This window comes from Flagellimonas algarum (assembly GCF_040513375.1).
GTDB classification, from domain to species: Bacteria; Bacteroidota; Bacteroidia; order Flavobacteriales; family Flavobacteriaceae; genus Flagellimonas_B; species Flagellimonas_B algarum.
Genome location: NZ_JBEVTG010000001.1, coordinates 289,805 through 311,840, shown reverse-complemented (window position 1 = coordinate 311,840; position 22,036 = coordinate 289,805). Strand labels below are relative to the sequence as shown.

At 49.1% G+C, this 22,036-nt stretch carries 13 protein-coding genes; 12 read left to right on the top strand and 1 reads right to left on the bottom strand.

The window, feature by feature from the left end; genetic code table 11:
- Nucleotides 1-12 precede the first annotated feature (12 nt).
- The 3 genes from ABV409_RS01475 (at nt 13) to ABV409_RS01465 (ending at nt 3,887) form a co-directional block, all read left to right on the top strand.
- Entirely contained in the window at nt 13-1,077 is a 1,065-nt protein-coding gene (locus ABV409_RS01475) for a cytochrome c oxidase subunit II (RefSeq protein WP_353875767.1), read from the top strand.
- Between the two features lie 38 nt (nt 1,078-1,115).
- Nucleotides 1,116-2,921 (top strand): cytochrome c oxidase subunit I, encoded by a 1,806-nt coding sequence (locus ABV409_RS01470; RefSeq protein WP_353875766.1) that lies wholly within the window; start codon nt 1,116-1,118, stop codon nt 2,919-2,921.
- Between the two features lie 138 nt (nt 2,922-3,059).
- On the top strand, nt 3,060-3,887 hold the full coding sequence (locus ABV409_RS01465) for a GIN domain-containing protein (protein ID WP_353875765.1): 828 nt from the start codon (nt 3,060-3,062) through the stop codon (nt 3,885-3,887).
- On the opposite strand, the gene ABV409_RS01460 is transcribed toward ABV409_RS01465, so the two are convergent.
- Nucleotides 3,884-6,148, bottom strand: coding sequence for an acyl-CoA dehydrogenase family protein (locus ABV409_RS01460; RefSeq protein ID WP_353875764.1), 2,265 nt, complete (start codon nt 6,146-6,148; stop codon nt 3,884-3,886). The genes ABV409_RS01465 and ABV409_RS01460 overlap by 4 nt on opposite strands.
- A gap of 88 nt (nt 6,149-6,236) precedes the next feature.
- Here ABV409_RS01460 and ruvB point away from each other — a divergent pair, with 88 nt between their 5' ends.
- From ruvB to ABV409_RS01415, 9 genes are all read left to right on the top strand, one after another.
- Nucleotides 6,237-7,259 carry a Holliday junction branch migration DNA helicase RuvB gene (ruvB, locus tag ABV409_RS01455; protein WP_353875763.1) on the top strand — a complete coding sequence of 341 codons (1,023 nt, stop codon included), beginning with the start codon at nt 6,237-6,239 and terminating at the stop codon, nt 7,257-7,259.
- Nucleotides 7,259-8,584, top strand: coding sequence for a cytochrome P450 (locus ABV409_RS01450; RefSeq protein ID WP_353876871.1), 1,326 nt, complete (start codon nt 7,259-7,261; stop codon nt 8,582-8,584). The genes ruvB and ABV409_RS01450 overlap by 1 nt, the downstream gene beginning before the upstream one ends.
- The gene (gene queG / locus ABV409_RS01445; RefSeq protein WP_425589988.1) at nt 8,584-9,501 is read left to right on the top strand and encodes a tRNA epoxyqueuosine(34) reductase QueG; all 918 of its coding nucleotides are present in this window, start codon (nt 8,584-8,586) and stop codon (nt 9,499-9,501) included. Before ABV409_RS01450 ends, queG begins: the two co-directional genes overlap by 1 nt.
- Before the next feature lie 145 nt (nt 9,502-9,646).
- Nucleotides 9,647-10,960, top strand: coding sequence for an MFS transporter (locus tag ABV409_RS01440; protein WP_353875761.1), 1,314 nt, complete (start codon nt 9,647-9,649; stop codon nt 10,958-10,960).
- Between the two features lie 105 nt (nt 10,961-11,065).
- Nucleotides 11,066-13,363: an NADP-dependent malic enzyme gene (locus tag ABV409_RS01435; protein WP_353875760.1), complete on the top strand. Its 2,298-nt coding sequence runs from the start codon at nt 11,066-11,068 to the stop codon at nt 13,361-13,363.
- Nucleotides 13,360-13,941, top strand: a complete 582-nt coding sequence (ruvA, locus tag ABV409_RS01430; protein ID WP_353875759.1) for a Holliday junction branch migration protein RuvA — start codon at nt 13,360-13,362, stop codon at nt 13,939-13,941. The genes ABV409_RS01435 and ruvA overlap by 4 nt, the downstream gene beginning before the upstream one ends.
- A 62-nt stretch (nt 13,942-14,003) precedes the next feature.
- On the top strand, nt 14,004-21,116 hold the full coding sequence (gene sov / locus ABV409_RS01425) for a T9SS outer membrane translocon Sov/SprA (RefSeq protein WP_489672206.1): 7,113 nt from the start codon (nt 14,004-14,006) through the stop codon (nt 21,114-21,116).
- 93 nt (nt 21,117-21,209) lie between these two features.
- Entirely contained in the window at nt 21,210-21,590 is a 381-nt protein-coding gene (gene gcvH, locus ABV409_RS01420) for a glycine cleavage system protein GcvH (protein WP_353875757.1), read from the top strand.
- A 106-nt stretch (nt 21,591-21,696) separates the two neighbouring features.
- Entirely contained in the window at nt 21,697-21,975 is a 279-nt protein-coding gene (locus ABV409_RS01415) for a VanZ family protein (RefSeq protein ID WP_353875756.1), read from the top strand.
- Nucleotides 21,976-22,036 lie beyond the last annotated feature (61 nt).

Genomic DNA, 22,036 nt, shown 5'->3' with positions numbered 1-22,036 from the left:
AGTAAGTAAGCAATGACGACATTATTGGTATTAACGGTTCTAGTTCTGGTGGCCATCGCAATTTGGCAGATGACCAAGATATTCGAACTGTCCCAACTCAAAGCTGATCAATCGAAATCAGAAATCGCAAACGACTCCGACAATAAGACCAACGGCTACCTGTTGTTCGCCTTTTTGATCTTCATTTACGGAATCACCATTTTCAGCTTTGCGAAGTATACGAAAGTATTGTTGCCCGAAGCGGCCTCGGCCCACGGTGGCAACTACGACCTGTTGATGTGGATTTCCTTCGCGGTGATCTTCTTCGTTCAGACCATTACCCAAGCCCTTTTACACTACTTCGGATACAAATACCGGGGCGAGGAAGGGAAAAAAGCCTTGTTCTATGCCGATAACGACCGTTTGGAGTTCATTTGGACCATCATTCCGGTGATCGTATTGGCCGGATTGATCATTTCAGGATTGTATTACTGGACTGAGATCATGGACGTGAACGAGGAAGACGATCCGCTGATAGTAGAGCTTTATGCCCAGCAGTTCAACTGGACGGCACGTTATGGGGGCGATGACAACGTATTGGGGGATGCCAGCGTTCGCTTGATCGATATCGATCGGGCCAATGTATTGGGTCTTGATGAATCGGATCCCAACGGGGCCGATGATGTTATTGTCAAGGAATTGCATTTACCGGTCGGCCGCAAGGTGAACTTTTACATGCGTTCGCAAGACGTATTGCACTCGGCATACATGCCCCATTTTAGGGCGCAAATGAACTGTGTGCCCGGTATGATCACCCAGTTTTCGTTTACCCCGACCATCACCACCGAAGAAATGCGGTTGAATCCCGAAGTGGTCGAAAAGGTCAGACGGGTGAACGCCATCAGGGCGCCGAAAGCAGCTAGGGGAGAACCGAATTCAGATCCTTGGGAATTCGATTATGTGTTGCTCTGCAACAAGATCTGTGGAAAGTCACATTACAACATGCAGTTGAAGATCATTGTGGAGACCGAGGAGGAATACAACAAGTGGATTGCCGAACAAGCAACCTTTGGGGACACCATGGCACCCGCGGAATAAATTAGGCTAGAAAAAGAAACAAAATAAAAAAAACGATTATGTCAGGCACTGGACACGACGATCACGGACATCATCACAAAGAAACGTTCATAACCAAGTACATCTTCAGTCAAGACCACAAGATGATTGCGAAGCAGTATTTCATCACTGGGGTGTTGATTATGGGCTTTATCGGAATCGCAATGTCATTGCTGTTCCGTATGCAGTTGGCTTGGCCAGGGGAGTCCTTTTCGATTTTTGAAGCCCTACTAGGGAAATGGGCCCCAGACGGGGTGATGGATGCCGATGTCTATTTGGCCTTGATCACCATGCACGGAACCATCATGGTATTCTTCGTGCTCACCGCCGGATTAAGTGGTACCTTCAGTAACCTCTTGATTCCATTGCAGATCGGTGCGCGTGATATGGCCTCTGGGTTTTTGAACATGATTTCGTATTGGCTGTTCTTCATCTCTACCGTGATCATGGTCATTTCGATTTTCGTCGAAGCCGGACCAGCGGCAGCGGGTTGGACGATTTATCCGCCATTGAGTGCCCTGCCGATGGCCCAACCGGGATCCGGCGCAGGGATGACCCTTTGGTTGGTTTCGATGGCGATTTTCATCGCTTCCTCCCTATTGGGATCATTGAACTATATCGTGACCGTACTCAACCTGCGTACCAAAGGGATGTCAATGACCCGTTTGCCTTTGACCATCTGGGCGTTCTTCATTACCGCGGTTATCGGGGTAATCTCGTTCCCGGTCTTGTTGTCAGCGGCCTTGTTGTTGATCATGGATAGGAGCTTTGGAACTTCGTTCTTCTTATCGGATATTTTCATCCAAGGGGAGGTCTTGCATTACCAAGGAGGTTCTCCGGTATTGTACGAACACCTGTTCTGGTTCTTGGGGCACCCTGAAGTATATATCGTATTGTTGCCCGCCTTGGGGATTACCTCCGAGGTCATGTCGACCAACGCCCGTAAACCCATCTTCGGGTACCGTGCCATGGTCGCTTCGATTTTGGCGATCGCCTTCCTTTCGACCATCGTATGGGGGCACCATATGTTCATTTCAGGAATGAATCCGTTCCTAGGGTCCGTATTTACCTTTACCACCCTGTTGATCGCGATTCCTTCCGCAGTAAAAGCATTCAATTACATCACCACCCTATGGAAAGGGAATCTGCAACTGAACCCGGCCATGCTCTTTTCGATCGGCTTGGTCTCGACCTTCATTACTGGAGGATTGACGGGGATCATCCTTGGGGATAGTGCACTGGATATCAATGTGCACGATACGTATTTCGTAGTGGCCCACTTCCACTTGGTAATGGGAATTTCGGCCTTGTACGGACTGTTCGCAGGGGTATACCACTGGTTCCCGAAAATGTTCCAAGGGCGTATGATGAACAAAAACCTAGGATACATCCACTTCTGGATTACCGCGATCTGTGCCTATGGGGTATTCTTCCCGATGCACTTTGTCGGTATGGCGGGTGTGCCAAGACGTTACTATGAGAACACCGCTTTTCCGATGTTCGACGATTTGACCGACGTTCAGGTCTTGATGACCACCTTCGCCCTGATCGCTGGTGCGGCCCAATTGATTTTCGTTTACAACTTCGTCAGAAGTATTTTCTACGGAAAACGTGGCCCGATGAACCCATGGAGCTCGAATACCTTGGAGTGGACGGCCCCAATGGAGCACATCCACGGTAACTGGCCAGGTGAGATCCCAGAGGTACACCGATGGGCATACGATTACAGCAAGACCTATGAAAACGGGGAATATATCATTCCAGGGCAGGATTTCGTGCCCCAACACATTCCCTTACAGGAAAACGAAGAAGAATTGCACCACTAGCGATTCAGACCTAATAAAAGAAACCCATCCTTGTGATGGGTTTTTTGTTTTTTACTTTTGGCATGGTTCTTTCAGTAAGACCGTATGTCGATCGATCCGTTTCCGACGTTATATGAATACGAACCTATATATGAAACCATGAAAAAATTGATTCTCGTAGCAGCGATGGTGCTGCCATTGCTGGTCATGGCCCAGCGCCGACCCAAGATCAAGGGCAATCGAACCGTTACCGAAGTGCGTGATGAACTGCCTCCCTTCAATGCCATCGAATTGAACGATGACCTTGATGTTCGACTCAAGAAGTCATTCGGTGAGGGTTATGAGATCGTTGCTGATGACAACCTCATCGATATTCTGAAATTTGAAATCGTAGATAGTACCTTGGTCATTTCGAGTTACTACACCGTAACCACCAAGAAACAATTCGATATAACCATCAAGTACAAGGAACTTAAAGCCATTACCGTACGTGACGGTAAAATCAAGGGTGAAGATGAGATTGCGGCCGATGCCTTGTTCCTTAATGTGTTCGGGCCGGCCGCTTTGGAGGTCAGAGCCAATGCTTTTACCATCGATCTAGCCATGGAAAATACCAGTAAGGGTGAGTTTTGGATGGATGTCGATTCCCTGAACGTGAGTCTACGCAACCGTAGTGATGCGAATATTTATGTCGCTGGGGGCACCAGCAAGGTAACCTTACAAGACAACGGCGCGGTAACCATGGAAGGCACCACCGAAGATCTTGAATTGATCGCTGGTTCGAATACCAAGTTCAAAGGGGAGAAGTTCGAAACCGGCAATGCCAAGGTACAGGTCGATATGGCCGCGGTGGCCCGGGTCAAAGCCCTCAAGACCTTTGAACTCGCTTCCCGTGACAATGCCAAGACCTTTCTCTACGGAGACCCTCAAATCGCGGTTAGCGAGTTTATGGATACTTCACAATTGGTCAAGAAAAAATCGGACTAGTTGGCGATAGGAGCGCGCAGCAAATGTTCGGCGATGCCATAGCCATCGACCAATGCATTGCAGTGGGGTCGGAGCTCGGTACTCAAACGTTCGACACGTTGTCGAATGGCCTTTGATTTGGTGCCGCTGATATACCCAGATTCCAAATACCATTCGGCATGGGTTCGCAAGGTTGAAAGGCTGTGAAGGGTCCCTAACTTGTATAAAAGCGCTTGATAGTCGGGGTCGGTGATTTGATCGACTTTCTCGTAAAACCAAGCCAAAGCCAAACCTTCGCTGTAGGCTTTGCCTAATTCCAATAAATGGGTCTGCACCTTTAAGAAAGCCTGGTAACTCGGCATGCCTTTTTTGATATACGAGCGAATGCGCATGGCCGCAGAATAGGTGAGCCGACGTGTACGGAAATCATGGGCGTGCAAATGGAACTTCGGATTGTACAGGTGGTCTTTATCGACCTTATTGGCGTAGACAGGGTTCAAGGTACTCATGGTATCTGATAGACGGGTCCCCAAAAGTTTAAGGACACTGACAAAGCCCCCTGAATTGAATTCCGCCCGAAAATCGGATAGTACGCCTTTTGCCGTCAATTGCAACAACACTGTATTGTCACCTTCAAAGGTGGTGAAGATGTCGGTGTCGTTTTTGAGATCACCGAGGCGGTTTTCCGATAGGTACCCTTTTCCGCCACAGGCTTCTCGGGCCTCTTGAATGGCCTGGGTGGCAAACCAGGTGATACAGGCTTTCAATCCGGCGGCCTGGGTCTCGATTTCCCTTTTATCATCACTGGTATTGGCGGCATAGCGTTGCATGGCCGTGCCCAGCGCGATTTCGTAGACATACGAAGTGGCGACTTTGGGTAGCAGGCGTAGCTGGTGGGTCGGGTAGTCGAGCAACAGGTCTTCTTGGATTTTTACCGAATCGTTGAACTGCCGTCTGCGAAGGGCATGTTTAACGGCAATGGCCAAGCTCATTTTAGCTCCGGCCAAGGCTCCTTTAGCCACACAAATGCGGCCTCCGACCAAGGTACCCAACATGGTAAAAAACCGTTTGTTCGGATTTTCGATAGATGACCGGTATTGTCCTGCCGCATCGATACCCCCATAACGGTCAAGGAGATTGGCGACCGGTACTTTGACCTGCGAAAACCAGATTTTTCCGTTATCGACCCCGTTAAGGCCGAGTTTGTGACCGTTGTCTTCAATGCGGATACCGGGCAATAGCTGGTGGTCGGTATCCCGAAGCGGGACCAAAATAGCGTGAACGCCGCGGTTTTTTCCTTCGACGATCAATTGGGCGAAGACCGTTGCCATAGTGGCATGCAAGGCATTACCGATATACTCTTTGTTGTCGTTCTTGCCCGGGGTCTGAACGACGAGCATCCGATCGTCGTGTACATAGGTGGCTGTGGTTTTAATGCCCCTGACATTACTACCGTGACCCGTCTCGGTCATGGCGAAACATCCTAAAAGATCGGCCCTTCCGGCCGCTTTCAAGTAGGTTTCAAGATGCCGCTGACTGCCCAAGTTTTGGATGCTTCCGCCGAACAATCCGAATTGTACCCCGAATTTTACGGCCAGGCTACCATCCACAAACAATAATTGTTCAAAGACCGAGGCATAACTTTCAATGGTGTTCTTGCCCCCATAGGCTTCAGGATAAGCTAGAGCTCCCCAACCGTTTTGGGCGATCGATATCAATTGCTCTAAGACCAGTTCGCGGTGTTGTTCTTTATTTCGGGGAACGCCTCGTTGAAAAAGGGCCTGGTCGAGCACCGCCTGGAATTCGGTAATGGCGGTTGTCTTTTCCCCTTGGATCAGTTGGTGTATCCGCTGTCCATCATAGCGATCGGAATACGGTTGGTGTTCGACCGCCACATGGAACAGATGGTTGTAATGATTGGGTTGGATGCCCAAGTTGATTTCTATGGTTCGCAAATGCGCGTTCACCGCACAAGAACCACAGTAAAATTGGGCCACTTTCTGTGAAAATCGCTCGAGCGGGTAGGTCTCACTTTCGATCAAAGCGGCTTTGCTATTCGAAATGGTGTTCTGCCAAGCTTTGATGATCGAATCATCAGGTGGATCGTTGCGATTTAACCAGGAATTCAAAAGGTGCCTGTCCGCTTCATCGAGGGAGTCGTCTCCGGCGATCGCTTGTTGCACGACCTGGATTTCGGAAACGGAGAGCAGATCATCAGACCAGATAACGTAAAAAAACGGGATATAAGGGAGGATGCCCTGCGGGAAAGCTGTTGTAGTCATGAGATGAATTTACGACAAAAGCGGCAGATGATCTCCCCGGCTAGGGAACGGCATCCAAAAGGTCGAATTGCGCTATATTTGTGATGTGATGAATGAAAACCTAGACCCGACTTCAGACGGATTTTCGAAAGAGGAATTGGATATCGAAAGGGCGTTAAGGCCTGTTTCCTTTGATGACTTCACGGGGCAGCAACAGGTCTTGGAAAACCTGAAGGTTTTCGTTCAAGCCGCGAACATGCGGGGTGAGGCCTTGGATCATACCTTGTTTCACGGTCCTCCAGGGTTAGGTAAGACCACCTTGGCCCATATTTTGGCCAACGAGCTCGGCGTGGGGATCAAGGTCACATCGGGTCCGGTTTTGGACAAACCCGGCGATCTGGCCGGTCTGTTGACCAATTTGGAAGAGCGCGATGTGCTCTTCATTGACGAGATCCACCGTTTGAGCCCCATTGTCGAAGAGTACCTCTATTCGGCCATGGAAGATTATAAGATCGATATCATGATCGAAACGGGTCCGAATGCCCGTACGGTCCAAATCAATTTGAGTCCCTTTACCTTGGTCGGTGCCACCACCCGATCCGGCTTATTGACCGCTCCGATGCGCGCACGTTTCGGCATTTCGAGCCGCTTACAATATTACGATACCGAATTGCTCTCGACCATCGTTCAACGCAGTGCCGATATTCTGAACGTACCCATTAGTAATGAAGCGGCCATTGAGATCGCCGGTCGAAGTCGGGGTACGCCAAGGATCTGCAACGCCTTGTTGAGACGGGTGCGTGATTTCGCCCAGATTAAAGGCGACGGCAACATTGATATCGAGATTTCGAAATTCGGCCTACAGGCATTGAACGTTGATGCGCATGGGCTGGATGAAATGGACAATAAGATCCTGTCGACCATTATCGATAAATTCAAAGGGGGACCGGTGGGGATCACCACCTTGGCCACGGCGGTTTCCGAAAGTGCGGAGACCATAGAGGAAGTCTACGAACCCTTTTTGATCCAACAAGGTTTCATCATGCGAACCCCCCGTGGGCGTGAGGTCACGGAATTGGCCTACCAACACCTTGGTCGCGTCAAGGGAGGCACACAAGGAGGGTTGTTTTGATGGTGAAGGGCGTACCCAAGGTTTCATTTTTCGACTTTGTCCTACGGGCCTTTGAGATCGTCAAAAACCCGCTGCCTTTCCATCACAAGCACTTTGAGGAAAAGGGGGAGACCTTTCTCCTACACCTAGGTTTTCAAAAACGGATCTTGTTCTCAAGGGACCCTGCTTTTTTGAAGTATACCTTACAGACCAACCAGCGGAACTATACCAAGTCGGAAGTACAGACCCGTGATGTCGCCAAATATTTGGGGAAGGGTTTGCTGACTTCCGAAGGCGAATTGTGGAAAAAGCAGCGTAAGCTTATCCAACCGACCTTTCATAAAAAACAGTTGGACGGCCTTTTGGAAGGCATGCGTGCCACCATCAAGGAAGAATTGGCAACCATACCCCTCGGAAAACGGATCGATATCGAACCCTATTTCGGACGTTTGGCCTTCAAGGTAGTGGCCAACTCGCTGTTCAGTGGGGCCGTAGAGGAAAAAACGATCGCCCGCTTGCAGTTTATTCTCGAGTCGTCGCAACGGATGCTCGTCAGGGAATTGCGGCAACCCTATTTGGGGTGGTGGTTCAAGCTAAGTGGCGTTCTTAAAAAGCATATGGATTGGGTCACTGAAGCCCGGGGACTGGTGCGCGATTTGATCCATGAACGCCAACAGGCAACGCAACGGCAAGGCGATCTGCTTGACCTGCTGTTGGATGCCCGCTATGAAGATGGGGGTCCTATGGACGAAGAGCAAATGATCGACGAGATTTTGATCCTGTTCACGGCCGGCCATGAAACCACCAGCAATGCCCTGACCTTTAGCTGCCAATTGCTGGCGCGGCACCCTGAATACCAAGCCAAGATCCGAAAGGAATCGACACAGTCAGAAAATGAGGGTATCATGATGTTTCTTCAAGGTCAAAAAATAGTGAAGTACGTCATTGAAGAATCCATGCGGATGTATCCCCCTGCCTATTTTATTGACCGCATGAACTTAGAGGCCGATGCCTATGCCGGCATCGAATACCCAAAGGATACCGCCGTGTTGTTCTCCGTCATTGAAATCCACAGGCACAAGGCCTATTGGAACGATCCCGAAACCTTTCGCCCCGAACGTTTTGAAGGGCCAAAGAATAGCTATTCCGACTTTTATTTTCCGTTCGGAGCGGGCCCCCGCATGTGTATCGGCAACAACTTCGCCATGTTCGAAATGCAGTTGGTGCTTTCCGAACTGCTCAAAGGGCTACGCATCCAACCGGAGGAAGGCCCGATCGAGATCCTACCGATGATCACCTTGAAACCCAAGGATGCCCAAATGGTGTTCGAAAAAATCGAGGCGTGATGCTGCAGGCTGAGTATTCACGAAAAATCAAGGAAGAGGCCAAACGCTTGGGCTTTCTATCCTGTGGCATCTCAAAAGCCGGATTTCTCGAAGAGGAGGCCCCGCGTTTGGAAGAGTGGTTGAACAAGAACTACCATGGCGAAATGGCTTATATGGAAAACCATTTCGACAAACGCCTGGATCCGACCAAATTGGTCGAAGGGTCCAAATCGGTGATTTCGGTCTTGATGAACTATTTTCCGTCCGAACAGCAAAACCCCGATAGTTACAAGATCTCGAAATACGCCTATGGAAAGGACTACCATTTCGTGGTCAAAGACAAGCTCAAGGCCTTGTTACATTTCATACAGGAAGAAATCGGGGAGGTGCATGGTCGGGCCTTTGTCGATTCGGCCCCGATCCTTGAAAAGGCTTGGGCCGCTAAAAGTGGACTGGGTTGGATCGGCAAGCACAGCAACCTGTTGACCAAAGAGCAGGGATCCTTTTATTTCATCGGTGAACTGATCCTCGATTTGGACTTGGAATATGATGCCCCGGTAACCGATCATTGCGGTACCTGCACGGCCTGTATCGATGCCTGCCCGACCCAAGCGATCGTCGCCCCCTACGAGGTCGATGGATCCAAATGCATTTCCTATTTTACCATCGAACTCAAAAACGAGATCCCCAACGATTTCAAAGGACAGTTCGACGATTGGATGTTCGGTTGCGACGTCTGTCAAGACGTATGCCCTTGGAACCGCTTCTCCAAACCCCATCGCGAGCCCTTGTTCAACCCCCATCCAGAATTGGTGGCCATGTCCAAAAAAGATTGGGAAGAGATTACTGAAGAGGTCTTTCAGGAAGTCTTCCGGAAATCAGCGGTAAAACGGACGAAGTTTACCGGATTGAAACGGAACATCGAATTCCTAAAATGAGGTTTCCTCAAAATTCAAACGTTTTCGTTTGCCACAATCGAAGTTTTACCGGATAATTTTCAAGGAAGATTCAAGAAAACAGTATATTGAGAAGGTGAAGTGGCGTTGAACCGTCTATATCCAAGCACCAACTAACTCCATACCAATGAAAATAAAAAAGCCTAAATTAAGTTTCTGGCAGATCTGGAACATGAACGTCGGATTCTTGGGGATCCAGTACAGTTTCGGATTGCAGCAAAGTGCCATTAATCCGATTTTTCTTTTTTTAGGGGCCAAAGAAGAACTCTTGCCCATTTTGAACATCGCAGGTCCGATTACCGGTTTGATCGTGCAGCCCATTATCGGGGCGGTTTCCGATAAGACCTGGTCACCGCGTTGGGGCAGGCGCAAGCCCTTCTTTTTGATCGGGGCCATTCTGGGCAGTCTCTGTCTCTTTGCCTTTCCATTGAGTCCGGCACTTTGGTTTGCCGTAGGGCTATTATGGATCTTGGATGTGGGCAACAATATGGCCATGGAACCCTACAGGGCCTTTGTAGGTGACAAACTGCCCGACAGCCAATTGAGTATCGGATATCAAATGCAAAGTCTTTTCGTCGGAGCGGGGATCTTATTGGCCAATGCCTCGATCTTTCTTTTTCAAGATTGGTTCGGAGGCGGTGAGGAAATTTCCGGTGAGATCCCGAAATGGTTGTACTACTCCTTTTTCATAGGATCCTTTTTATCGATCGTCACCATTTTATGGTCGGTGTTCAAGACGCCTGAAATACCGCCTAGTGATGAAGAACTGGCCGAAATCAATAAACACAAGGCGCTTCCGTTCGTAGAACGCTTTAAGCTGCCCTTCATTGAGATCAAGCATGCCGTCAAAGACATGCCGAAGTTTATGTGGAAGCTTTCGATCGTCTACCTTTTTCAGTGGTACGCCCTATTTATCTACTGGCAGTTCATTACCCCTTTGTTCAGAACGACAATGGGCTATGATACCTCACAGGCAGCGGCCCAGGCAGCGAAGATGAGTACGACCTATAATATCGTAACGGCCGTTGTGGCCTTGATATTGGTGCCCTTGACCGTACGTTTCGGTGGCAAGAAGATCTATGCCCTAAGTCTGTTCGGTACAGCCATCGCCTTGTTCGCCATCCCGAACATTGCGGATCCCGTACAGGTATTGTTCCCGATGGTCTTGTTCGGTATCGGTTGGGCCGCCATGATGGGGATACCCTATAGCATGGTTTCCAAGATCGTTCCGCAAGAACGGCGTGGGGTGTATATGGGGATATTGAACATGATGATCGTGATCCCAATGGGTATCCAGACCTTGACTTTCGGGCCGATTTTCAAAAACCTATTGGGCGGTAACGCGGCGAATGCCATGTTGTTCGCGGGTACCTTCTTTGTGTTGGCCGGGGTTTTCGCACTCCGTCTCAACGTCAAAAAAGATGCGGTAGCTACCGAATAGCAACTAGATAGGGATTTAGAACCGGAAGCCGGATTGCAAAACCGAAAGGATGCTTGTCCGAAACTAGTCGAATACCCGTACCTTTACCCCTCATTTGAGCACTATATGAGCAATGAAAAACAGCGCCGGGAAGCTTTGGTCTACCATGCCAAGCCCCAACCCGGTAAGATCAAGGTCGTACCTACCAAACCCTATGCCACCCAAAGGGATCTCGCCTTGGCCTATTCGCCTGGCGTGGCAGAACCTTGTCTTGAAATCGCAAAGAATAAAGAAGAAGCCTACCGCTATACCTCAAAAGGGAATACGGTAGCCGTCATATCGAACGGTACCGCGGTGCTCGGTTTGGGCAATATCGGCCCTGATGCCTCAAAGCCCGTGATGGAAGGGAAGAGCTTGCTCTTTAAAATCTTCGCCGATATCGACGGGATCGATATCGAATTGGATACCGAAGATGTCGATAAATTCGTCGAGACCGTCAAGACCATTGCCCCGACTTTTGGAGGTATCAATTTAGAGGACATCAAAGCGCCTGAAGCCTTCGAGATCGAAAGACGGCTGAAGGAGGAACTGAATATTCCGGTGATGCACGACGACCAGCACGGTACGGCTATAATCTCAGCGGCCGCCTTGTTGAATGCCCTCGAATTGACGGGTAAGAAAATGGCCGATGTCAAGATCGTTGTCAGCGGGGCCGGAGCGGCCGCGATTTCTTGCACCCGCTTGTACAAGGCCTTTGGTGCCAAAGGGGAGCACATCGTGATGTTGGATAGCAAAGGGGTGATCCGCAGCGATCGCAATCAGCTGACCAGCCAGAAAGCGGAGTTCGCGTCTGACCGAAAAATAGATACTTTGGAAGAAGCCATGGTGGGTGCTGATGTGTTCATCGGACTCTCCAAAGCCGACATCGTTTCCCCTGACATGTTGAAGACCATGGCCAAGGATCCCATCGTTTTCGCCATGGCGAATCCGGACCCGGAAATCGAATACAACCTGGCCTGTGCCACCCGTGACGATATCATTATGGCCACGGGGCGCTCCGACCATCCGAACCAAGTAAACAATGTATTGGGCTTTCCGTTCATCTTTCGCGGGGCGCTCGATGTACGCGCCACCAAAATCAACGAGGCTATGAAAATGGCCGCGGTACGTGCTTTGGCCGAAATGACCAAAGAACCGGTACCCGAACAGGTAAATATTACCTACGATACCACCCGATTGACCTTTGGTAAGCATTACATTATTCCCAAACCGTTCGATCCGCGTTTGATTGCCAAGATTCCGCCGGCCGTTGCCAAAGCGGCCATGGACAGTGGTGTGGCCAAGGCCCCTATCAAAGATTGGGTCGCCTATGAGGAAAAACTGCGTTCCCGATCAGGAAATGACAATAAGGTCGTACGCATGCTGCATAATAGGGCCAAGGTAAACCCGAAGAAAATCGTCTTTGCCGAAGCCGAATTATTGGATGTGCTCAAAGCCGCCCAAATCGTGTATGAAGAGGGCATTGCCATTCCCATCCTACTCGGCAACCGGGAGACCATCGAACGTCTGAAAAAAGAATTGGAGTTCGATGCCGATGTGACCATCATCGATCCCCGATCCGAAGACTCGAGGGAGATACGTAGAAAATATGCAGCCAAGTTATGGGAACTGCGAAAGCGAAAAGGGGAGACCGAATACAGCGCCCGGATCAATATGGGCAAGCGCAATTATTTTGGTTCGATGATGCTTTTGGAAGGGGCCGCCGATGGAATGATCTCGGGCTATTCACGCTCCTATCCCAAGGTGCTTAAACCCGTTTTCGAGGTTATCGGTAGGGCCTCTGGGGTAGGCAGGGCCTCTACACTGAACATCATGATCACTGAGCGTGGGCCGTTGTTTTTGGCTGATACCTCGATCAATATCGACCCTGATGCCAAAGGCTTGGCCGAGATTGCCCAAATGACGGCCAATGTCGCTACTACCTTCGGTTTCGACCCCGTGGTCGCTCTACTTTCGTATGCGAATTACGGCTCTTCGAACCATCCGGGTGCGCAAAAGGTTCGCGATGCGGTCAAGATATTGCATGAGCAGAACCCGGATCTTGTCGTCGATGGTGAGATACAGACCGATTTTGCCTTGAGCCAAGAACTTTGTCACAACAATTTTCCATTTTCAAAATTGGCGGGTCGTAAGGTGAATACCTTGATTTTTCCAAATCTCGATTCCGCGAACATTACCTACAAACTGCTCAAAGGTTTGAACAATGCCAGCTCGATCGGCCCGATCATGGTCGGCTTACGTAAATCGGTACATATCCTCCAGCTTGGTGCCAGCGTTGATGAAATGGTCAACATGACGGCAGTGGCCGTCATCGATGCCCAAGAAAGGGAAAAGCGCAAACGAGCCAAAATGAACCCACAATGATCACACAACTTCGAGGCAAGCTGGTTGAAAAAAATCCGACCTATGTGATCATTGATTGCGGAGGCGTCGGATACTTCTGCAACATTTCATTGCACACCTTTTCCTTGTTAAAGGATGAAGAACTGATCTTGTTATTCACCCACTTGCAGGTCCGTGAAGATGCCCATACGTTATTCGGTTTTGCCGAAAAGACCGAACGCGAAATATTTAGGTTATTACTCTCAGTTTCAGGCATCGGGGCAAGCACTGCCCGAACGATGCTTTCGTCCCTAAGTCCACAACAGGTCAAAGACGCCATTGCCCATGGCGATGTACCGACGATACAGGGGGTAAAGGGTATCGGAGCCAAAACCGCCCAGCGTGTAATTTTGGACTTGAAAGACAAAATTCTTAAAGTCCAGGATATGGACGAAGTTTCCCCCGTTTCGAACAATACTACCAAAGAAGAAGCGTTATCTGCTTTAGAAGTTCTTGGTTTTGCCAGAAGGCAATCTGAAAAGGTCGTCGACAAGGTACTTTCACAAGACACTTCGCTTAGCGTCGAGGGCATTATTAAGCAGGCGCTGAAAAATTTATAACAAGTTTGAAAAGAGGGGCATCACCATTCCCTGGGTCGCAACGATCCTGGGGGGTTTTCTTAATATTGGCATTGGCTTTCGTTCTTCGGGTTCATTCCCAAGAAACGAACGAACAAGCGACCGACTCGGTAAAGACCGGCATCGCTTTGGGCAGGTTATTGCTCGAGGATCCCGATAGCCTGGTATCGAAATATGCCTATGACCCCAAGATCGATCGTTACGTCTATACCAGGAGCATCGGGGAATACAATGTTGACTATCCTATTTTTTTGACGCCCGAGCAATACTACGAGCTGGTCAAAAAGGAAAACATGAAATCGTATTTCAAAGAGAAGATCGATGCGTTTTCAGGTAAAAAGGAAGGAAGTGAGGAGGCCCGTAAAAACCTCTTGCCGAATTTCTATGTCAACAGCAATTTCTTCGAATCGATATTCGGGGGCAATACTATCGAAGTCATCCCTCAGGGATCGGTGGCTATGGATCTGGGCGTCATTTGGCAAAAAAACGACAACCCGGCCCTATCTCCCCGAAACAGGACCAATCTCTCCTTTGATTTCGACCAACGTATCAGTTTGAGCTTACTTGGTAAAGTGGGCGAACGCCTTCAGATTACCGCGAATTACGACACGGAAGCCACCTTTGATTTTCAGAATCTCGTCAAATTGGATTATACGCCGACCGAAGACGATATCCTCCAAAAAATCGAGATTGGTAACGTCAACATGCCCTTGAACAGCTCCTTGATTACGGGGGCGCAAAGTCTATTCGGGGTCAAGACCCAACTGCAATTCGGAAAAACCACGGTGACCGCGGTCTTTTCAGAACAGCGTTCACAGAACAATACGGTAGTGGCCCAAGGTGGAGGCACGCTGACCGATTACTCTTTAACGGCTTTGGATTACGATGAGGACAAGCACTTCTTTCTTGCCCAATATTTTAGGGATAGTTATGATGATGCCCTTCAAAACTATCCCTTCATTCAAAGTCAAGTACAAATCACCCGATTGGAAGTCTGGGTGACCAACCGAACCCAACAGACCTTGAATGTGCGTAACGTCGTCGCCATCCAGGATTTGGGGGAAGCCGTTTCCGAACAGACCCGAATCGGGCGGCAAGGACTTGCCCCACCGGGCTTTTTCAACATCTCGGCCGGAGGTGGATTGCCACAGAACAGCAATAACGATTACGATCCCGCCTTGATCGATGCAGGAGGGGCCTTGACCGGAGCGATCCGCGATATCGCCACGGTCGACAATGGTTTCAATATTCCGGGCTATACCTCCAACCAAGGCTTTGATTATGCGATATTGGAGAATGCCCGCAAGCTTGAATTGGGTCGTGATTACCAATTCGATACCCAACTCGGGTACATTTCGTTGAATCAACGTTTGAGCAATGATGAGGTGTTGGGTGTCGCGTTTCAGTACACCTTCAATGGGGATGTCTACCAAGTGGGTGAATTCGCCAATGGGGGTATCGACGCCACAACGGTGACCGGAGGGGCGAATCCGATCATTGAGAACAATACCCTGGTTTTGAAATTGCTCAAAAGCAACATTACCAATGTCGATGATCCGATTTGGGATCTGATGATGAAGAACATCTATTCCACTGGGGCTTTTCAGTTGATCCAAGAAGACTTCAAACTGAACATCCTCTATTCCGATCCAACACCCAGAAACTACATTACGCCTGTCGAACCCTTTCCGGCATCGGCCTCGAGCAATGGAAAACCTTTGGAAGAACGCATTCTTTTGAACGTCTTCAATTTAGACCGTTTGAACGTATATAACGACGTGCAGGCAGGGGGTGATGGCTTTTTTGACTACGTACCAGGCATTACCGTCGATACCCAAAGCGGTCGCATCATATTCACCAAAGTGGAGCCTTTTGGGGAATTCCTTTTCGATCTTTTGGGAGGTGGGGTCTATGATGTGGAGAACGATCAAGGGTACAACGCCAACCAGCAACGCTATGTATTCAGGAACATGTATGCCAAGACCAAGGCGGCTTCCCTCCAAGATGCTGAAAAGAACCGTTTTCAGCTTAAGGGGCGCTACAAGTCTCAGGGCAACAACGGTATTCCGATTGGGGCTTTCAACGTCCCTAGGGGATCGGTTCGGGTAACTGCCGGTGGGCGACAATTGCAAGAAGGTATCGACTATACGGTGAACTATCAGGCCGGAACGGTACAACTATTGGACCCCAGTCTGGAAGCATCGAATACGCCGATCAACATTTCCGTAGAGAATAATGCGGTGTTCGGCCAGCAGACCCGAAGGTTTACCGGGATCAATGTGGAACATAAAATCAATGAGAATTTTGTTTTGGGCGGTACCCTGCTCAATTTGAACGAACGCCCGCTGACCCAAAAATCCAATTTTGGGATCGAGCCGGTCAACAATACCATTTTTGGTCTAAACGGGAATTTCAGTACCGAACTGCCCTTCTTGACCCGACTGGCGAACAAATTACCGAACATCGATACCGATGTGCCATCGAACCTCTCGTTGCGGGGTGAGATCGCCTTTTTACAACCGAATTCACCGAAGAATGCCGATTTCCAAGGGGAAACGACGACCTACCTCGATGATTTCGAAGGAGCCCAGGCCTTGATCGATATCCGCTCCTCTTTGGGGTGGAGTTTGGCGAGTCCACCCGAGGAATTCGCCACAGGATTGCAAGATCTTGAAGTGGGTTATGAGCGCGCTAAATTGGCCTGGTATACCATCGATCCCATATTCTATACGAACCAACGCCCAGGCGGGGTGACCGATAATGACATTTCATTGAACAGTACCCGCCGTGTGTTCATCGATGAGGTCTTTCCGCAGGTCGATATCGCCCAAGGTCAGACCACGGTGCAAGGGACCTTGGATTTGGCCTATTACCCGAACCAAAAAGGGCCGTACAATGCCAATCCGGCTTTTGACGGTACACCTCAAGACAATTGGGCAGGAATCATGCGATCACTGAGCAGTACCAATTTCGAACAGTCGAATGTGGAGTTCGTACAATTTTGGGTATTGGATCCCTATGTCGATGGGGAAACCTTGAACGGCAATTCGGGGGAACTCGTCTTGAACCTGGGGAACATTTCGGAAGATATCTTAAAAGACGGCCGAAAGCAATATGAAAATGGTTTGCCCGGTGGCACGAATACCGAAACACCACGACAGACCATTTGGGGTCAAGTACCATCGACTCAAGCCTTGGTCTATGCCTTCGATGCCGATGAGACCAATCGCTTGGCCCAGGATATCGGATTTGACGGTTTCAATGATGAACAAGAGGCGCAGATTTATAACGGTCCGGCAGAAGACCCTGCCTTGGATAACTACCAGTACTACCTGAACCGCGAGGGGGGAATTCTAGAGCGTTACATCGATTTCAATAACCCCGATGGAAACTCGCCGGTAACGGTGACCAATACCGACAGGGGGTCGACGACCTTGCCCGATGTGGAGGACATCGACCGTGATTTGACCATGAACACGGTGAACAGTTACTACGAATACCGCATCCAGATTCGGCCGAACACCACGATCGACGATCAATATGTGACCGATATCCGTGAAGGGATCACGCCGACCTTGCCGAACGGAACCGAATTGAACCGCAGATGGATCCAGTACAAAATCCCGCTGAGTGATTTTACGGATGCCGTTGGTGGAATCACTGATTTTCGTTCGATCAGTTTTATGAGAATGTACCTCACCGGTTTTACCGATGACGTGGTGTTGCGATTCGCCACGCTTGATTTGGTGCGAGGCGATTGGCGGACCTACACGAACTCACTTCAGCCTGATATCGATAACGATCCCAGTGATGACGGTACCATTACGGATGTGAACACCGTGAATATCGAAGAGAATAGCGGGCGTATACCGATTCCTTATGTGTTACCTCCCGGGGTCATCCGTGAGCAGCTGAACAATAACAACACCATCATCAGGCAGAACGAACAATCGCTTTCGTTCGTTGTCGAGAATTTAGAATCGGAGGATTCACGAGGGGTGTTCAAGAACGTGAACATCGATGTGCGACAGTACCAAAGGATCAAGATGTTCATGCATGCTGAGGAAATTTTAGATGGTGACTATGCGAATGACGATACCCCTTTGGTCGGATTTCTACGGATCGGAACGGATTTCTCGGAAAATTTCTATCAAATCGAACTGCCCTTGCAATTCACACCATTCGGTTCGACAGCTGCTGATATCATTTGGCCCGATGTCAACGAGATCGATATCGCCCTGAGCGATTTGAACAAAGTGAAATCACTGGGCATTGCCGAACAGACCCTTGATCAAATCAACTATTACGAGGTGGTCGATGGGGAAGTCTTTCCGGTAGATGAATTCGCACCACGAACTTTGGGGCGCTTGCGTATCGGGATACGGGGTAACCCGTCTTTGGGAAGTATTCGTAGCATGATGGTCGGTATCAAGAACGTTGACGACCTGCCGGCCCGGGGTGAAGTATGGTTTAACGAATTGCGTTTGGCAGGTTTGGACAATAATGGGGGATGGGCCGCCATCGCCGCATTGGACGCCAATATGGCTGATTTTGCCAACGTGACCGCCACGGCTAGTAAAAGTACTTCAGGCTTCGGTACCATCGATCAGATTCCCAACGAACGCTCGCGAGAAGATTCCTTTTCCTATGATGTTGTGACCAATGTCAATGTCGGGCAGCTCTTTCCGAAAAAATGGGGGTTGCAGATCCCCTTTAACTACGGGATTTCGGAAACCCTGATCACACCCGAATTCGATCCCGTCTATGATGATTTGAAATTGGACGATCGTATTGCCGCAGCAGAGACCGCCGCCGATGCCGAGACTATTAGGGAACAGGCTGAAGACTATACCAAACGTACCAGTATCAACCTGATCGGGGTACGCAAAAACCGAAGTGAGGAGGCCGATGCGAATTTCTACGATATCGAGAACTTCACCTTCAACTATTCGTATAACGAGACCAACCACCGCGATTTCGAGGTGGCCGATCTTAGGGATCAGAACGTCAATACCGGTTTTGTCTACAACCACAATTTCAAACCGGCCCCGGTAGCGCCCTTTGCCAAAAAGGATTCGTTGTTCACAGGGAGGTACTGGCAGTGGCTGAAGGATTTGAACTTCAATGTCTTGCCGACCAGTATTTCGTTGAACGCGAATTACAACAGGGCCTTTAACCAACAACGTTTTCGCGATGTTTTGGAACCTGGCGTAGAAGCCTTGGATCTGCCCTTGCTACAGCAGCGTAATTACTTGTTCAACTGGCAGTACGCCTTGAACTATAGCCTGAGCAAATCGTTGCGTGTGAATTTAACGGCATCGAACAACAATATCGTTCGGAACTATTTTAACATCGATGAAGACCCGAATTCGGGAATTAACCAAGCCTTGGATCTTTGGGATGGTTTCTTCGATATCGGGGAACCGAACAGGCACTCGCAACAAATGCAGCTTAACTATGAGTTGCCTTTCAGCAAAATCCCTTTCTTGAGTTTTATCAATGCCCAATACACCTATACCAGCAATTTTGATTGGCAACGGGGAGGTGATGCCTTGGTAGAAGTCGCTGAACAGGAATTGGGTGAAGGTGCACAGCTGAACACCGTACAGAATGCAAGCACACACAACTTGACGGCCAACCTATCAATGCAAAGTTTCTACGATTATATCGGACTCAAAAAGCGTGATGGCAAAATACCGACGCGAACGGCTCCGGTACGTCGTGATAAAGCGGGTAACCCCAGGGAAGGTGGCGAAGACGAAAAACCGAAAAAGAAAACGAGTAAGGCCTTCAATACCTTGATCGATATCGTGACCATGGTCAAACGGGTCAACGTGAATTACAGTGAAAACCGTGGGAAGGTGCTCCCCGGGTATACCCAAAGCATCGGGTTTATCGGTACCTCACGGCCTACATTGGGCTTTGTTTTCGGAAGCCAGGCCGACGTGCGCTTTGAAGCGGCAAGACGAGGTTGGTTGACCGAATTCTCGGCTTTCAACTCCCAATACCTGCAAAACGCCTCCAAGCAATTGAGTATAACGGCTACCGCACAACCCACCCCGGATCTTACCATAGATTTGACCGCTGATCGGCAGATTTCGAACAGCTTCCAAGAGAACTTCGAGGTTATTCCTGACCTTGTGAACGGTGGTTTGCAATACAACCCCTTGTTGAGCAACAACTTCGGCAATTTCAGTATTTCGACCGTGATGATCGGAACCGCATTTGGGAAGAGTGACGAATTCGACTCGAGCACCTTCGAAGAATTCAAGGCGAACCGTACCACCATAGCGAACCGTATCGTTGCCGATCGTGGCGCCAGCACCATTGACGCCGATGGCGATGGGTTCCCTGATGGCTACGGGCCGACCAGTCAAGAAGTATTGTTGCCGGCCTTTTTCGCCGCCTATACCGGTCAAGATGTCAATCGGGTCAATTTGGATGCCTTCCGTGAAATCCCCATTCCGAATTGGAACATCAAGTATACCGGTTTGATGAAAAACCGTTGGTTCAAAAAGAAATTCAAACGATTCTCCTTGACCCATGGATACCGTGCCGCCTATAGTATCAATTCCTTCCAAACCAATTTGGAACGGGTCCAGTTGGTCAAAGACGGCCTTCCACCGGTAAACGCCGAAACTGGTAATTTCCTTCCGGAAGACATCATCAACAATGTGGTCTTGACCGATGAATTCAATCCGCTGATGCGAGTGGATTTTGAGATGAAGAACTCCTTGAGTGTTTTGGCCGAAGTTCGCACGGATCGTACATTATCCTTGAGTTTCGATAATAATTTACTGACCGAGATCAACGGAAGGAACTATACCTTGGGCTTGGGTTACCGTTTCAAAGACGTCAAGTTCGTGACCAATATCGGGGGCGAGCGTACCCGTCTGAAGGGTGATTTGAATTTGAAGGCCGACCTTTCGTTACGTGACAACATCACGATCATCCGAAATCTGGATATCGACAACAACCAGATCACATCGGGTCAAGAATTGTGGTCGATCAAGTTCACCGCAGATTATGCCTTGAGCAAAAGCTTGAACGCCCTCTTCTTCTACGACCATTCCTTTTCACAGTTCAAGGTGTCGACCGCCTTTCCGCAGACCACCATCAACGCCGGTTTCACCATCCGTTACAATTTCGGCAATTAAGACTTGATCATAAGCTGTTGAAAATTCGATTGCGAAACTTTGAAATCAAATGGGTGATCCATTACATTTGTTGTCCATCAAAAATGCATATCGATGAATTTACCAGCTGACTTAAAATACACCAAAGACCACGAATGGGTGAAGATCGAAGGCGATGTTGCCACCGTTGGGATCACTGATTTCGCCCAAGGGGAATTGGGGGATATCGTTTATGTCGAAGTCGAGACTTTAGACGAGACGCTCGACAAAGAAGAGGTATTCGGTACCGTTGAGGCGGTCAAGACCGTTAGTGACCTTTTCTTGCCCTTGAGCGGCGAGATCATTGAGTTCAATGAAGCTTTGGAAGACGAGCCTGAAAAGGTAAACTCGGATCCTTATGGTGAAGGCTGGATGATCAAGATCAAGATTTCCGATAGTGCCGAAATCGAAGACCTTATGAGTGATGCGGCGTACAAAGAATTGATCGGTGCTTAACAAGCATCGCAGCGCTATTCTATTTTATGGCTGGATAGGTTTTGTGACCTGTTCCAGCCTTTTTTCATTTTCGGGTGGAGTTGGTGTTTCCTGGGAAATACCCCATTTGGATAAGGTCGTACATGGGGTGTTTTATTTGGTCATGGTCTTGTTCGGAGGGATGCACTTTATCAAGGAAGGCATCGTCACAGCGAAACGCCGAATGCGAATTATCGCCTTGGTGGTCTTTGCGATCGGCTTCGGGATATTGATGGAATTCCTGCAAGGCATCTTGCCGGTTGATCGAAACCCCGACCTCTGGGACGGACTGGCCAATTCGGCAGGGGCCGTTTTGGGCGGTTTGCTCACTGAAAGGTACCGTTCCCTAAGTCACAAGTTAAATTGAGTTGATTAATTGCGGATTTCTCAAATTAATATTTAAATTAGCGAATACTAAAATCGAAAAC

Bases quoted from the DNA above. Each gene is read 5' to 3' on its own strand.
- ABV409_RS01475 (WP_353875767.1), top strand. From the start codon at position 13: ATGACGACATTATTGGTATTAACGGTTCTAGTTCTGGTGGCCATCGCA.
- ABV409_RS01470 (WP_353875766.1), top strand. From the start codon at position 1,116: ATGTCAGGCACTGGACACGACGATCACGGACATCATCACAAAGAAACG.
- ABV409_RS01465 (WP_353875765.1), top strand. From the start codon at position 3,060: ATGAAAAAATTGATTCTCGTAGCAGCGATGGTGCTGCCATTGCTGGTC.
- ABV409_RS01460 (WP_353875764.1), bottom strand. From the start codon at position 6,148: ATGACTACAACAGCTTTCCCGCAGGGCATCCTCCCTTATATCCCGTTT.
- ruvB (WP_353875763.1), top strand. From the start codon at position 6,237: ATGAATGAAAACCTAGACCCGACTTCAGACGGATTTTCGAAAGAGGAA.
- ABV409_RS01450 (WP_353876871.1), top strand. From the start codon at position 7,259: ATGGTGAAGGGCGTACCCAAGGTTTCATTTTTCGACTTTGTCCTACGG.
- queG (WP_425589988.1), top strand. From the start codon at position 8,584: ATGCTGCAGGCTGAGTATTCACGAAAAATCAAGGAAGAGGCCAAACGC.
- ABV409_RS01440 (WP_353875761.1), top strand. From the start codon at position 9,647: ATGAAAATAAAAAAGCCTAAATTAAGTTTCTGGCAGATCTGGAACATG.
- ABV409_RS01435 (WP_353875760.1), top strand. From the start codon at position 11,066: ATGAGCAATGAAAAACAGCGCCGGGAAGCTTTGGTCTACCATGCCAAG.
- ruvA (WP_353875759.1), top strand. From the start codon at position 13,360: ATGATCACACAACTTCGAGGCAAGCTGGTTGAAAAAAATCCGACCTAT.
- gcvH (WP_353875757.1), top strand. From the start codon at position 21,210: ATGAATTTACCAGCTGACTTAAAATACACCAAAGACCACGAATGGGTG.